Here is a 2,058-nt window from a genome sequence, read left to right as displayed (position 1 = left end):
TTTTAGTATCTTTTTGGGGAGTTCCTTTTTCTTTAGCATCTAAGAAATAACTAATATATTGAAACATTAAACCTTGCTGTTTGGATATTAGACCTGCATAAACCCTCTTTACTACTAAGTTTTTTTCTAAGAAGATGGCTGTGGGTAAAACTTCAATATTGTAAAGATTACTCAGTTCATTCTGGCTATCTAAAAGGATAGGAAAAAATATTTTTTTGCTATTCCAAAATTCTTTAATCCCGATTACATCTTCTTCTTTTTGATCTTTAGTAGTATTTATCATAATTACCTGGTATTTCTCATTAATGATGCGTCCTTCGAAATATTCGGCCAGATCTTTTATGCCAAAGACTGAATCCTCATTCTCATTATTACAAAAGTAAAGAATAAGAAGTTTTTGCTTTTCTTGGTAATCTTCTAAATTAAAGGTTTCCCCATTTATATTCTTAAGGGTAAAGCTGGGTGCAGGAAAACCCGGCCTAAAAGATGAAGTAAAAGCGAATGAATAAAAAGAAACTAAAAAAGCAATTATTAACAAAACAGTTAAAAGAATATTTTTTTTATTACTTAGCGAAAAAATCATCTAAAACACCTCCTAATTAATTCTCCAATTTATCAATTCTCCAATTTACCGATTAATCAATCCACCGATTGGCTAATTTACCAATTCCCCATTAGTAAAAAATTCCGCTGCTATAGAACAAGAGCCCAGCTAATCCAAAAAATAGCAGGGTCATCGCCATCTTGATCTTCCCAAAATTCTTTTGAGTAAGAGCAGCCCACTGCGTCGAAGAAGTTCCCCAATAGGTAAAAGAGAAAACCAAGATGAGGGGGACTACAAACATCAAGTTATAGAATAAGAGATAAAATAAGGCATTAACCTTCAAATCAGGGATACTGCTGATAAACATAATAGTAGGTAGATAAAGTTGACCAGTACAGGCTAATTCTAAAAGAGAGACTATAAAACCAGTTACCGCCGCCATCAAAATATAGTTACTTAGTTTTACATTTTTACGAATAGTGGAATGGATCATCTTCTTTATAAAAGGAGATAACTGCAGCTTAGCATCTTTACTGGTCCCCGTTACTTTGAATTGAATATAATCATACAAACTTATAATTCCTAAAATAACCGCAATTAGAGCAGTCACCATATAAAATATCTTCCTCATTAAGGGTAAAAAAGACAAAGAAGTAACGATTTTCAGGGCTCCGGTGCCAATTAAAAAATAGGTTAAAAAATTAGCAAAAGTAAACATTCCTCCTACCCAAAGGATATCTCTCCCTTTACGATTAATTAGGGTAAGATAGGAGATAAAAAAGATAATAGTAGCAAAGGAACAAGGATTTAAGCCATCAATAAATCCACTTATTCCTACGGTAGCCAGCCCAAAAGATTGGAAGCGGGCAATTAATCTTTCTCGAGCAGTAAGATCTTTTTCCTTAACTCTCTCCCAGGGAGCGACAGTTTCTGTGGTTGAATATTTCTCGATTAGTTCTTCTAAATTTTCATAAGTAATATCATTTCTAAAAAGGTAATCATCTCCTATAAATATAACCGGGACTAAAAGTCTTTCCTCTTCAGGCATCTGATATAATTCACCTAGTGTTTCAGCTAATTCTATACTCTCAGGTAGATTAATATCAAAACTTTTCAGGATTAGATTATCAGGATATTTTTGAGAAATATTTTCTAACTCAATCTTGACCCTGTCACAATCATGACATCCCGGCTCAAAAAAATAAGCTAAATAAATTGGGGGATCCGCTGCACTAGTGGAATTAGAAGCATAGGAATTAATAATATATAAGAAGGAAAATTGAGTGAAAAAAAGAATAAGAAATAAGGAAAGAGTAATAGCAACTAAATAGAGATAAACTTTTTTTTGATTTACATTGTTAAATTTATTATTCATTAATTTAGATCTCATTATATTTTTCCTTTAACCATATTATCAGAATAATTAAAAATTCTTTACGGTTTATATTTCTTATAAAATAATTTTATATGATAAACCTATCATACGTTTATAAAATTGTCAAGAAAATAAATTA

2 protein-coding genes are annotated in these 2,058 nt (G+C 31.3%); both read right to left on the bottom strand.

Annotated features, from left to right (window positions below; genetic code table 11):
• The coding region (locus tag COZ07_RS03375; RefSeq protein WP_406607177.1) for a peroxiredoxin at positions 1-583 on the bottom strand (583 nt) is incomplete at its 3' end.
• A 91-nt stretch (positions 584-674) separates the two neighbouring features.
• Entirely contained in the window at positions 675-1,934 is a 1,260-nt protein-coding gene (locus COZ07_RS03370) for a hypothetical protein (protein WP_406607176.1), read from the bottom strand.
• Positions 1,935-2,058 lie beyond the last annotated feature (124 nt).

The organism is Candidatus Infernicultor aquiphilus (assembly GCF_002784285.1).
Taxonomy (GTDB): Bacteria; Atribacterota; Phoenicimicrobiia; order Phoenicimicrobiales; family Phoenicimicrobiaceae; genus Infernicultor; species Infernicultor aquiphilus.
Note: the sequence above shows the minus strand (reverse complement) of the source record. Positions and strands in the feature narration are given on the sequence as shown.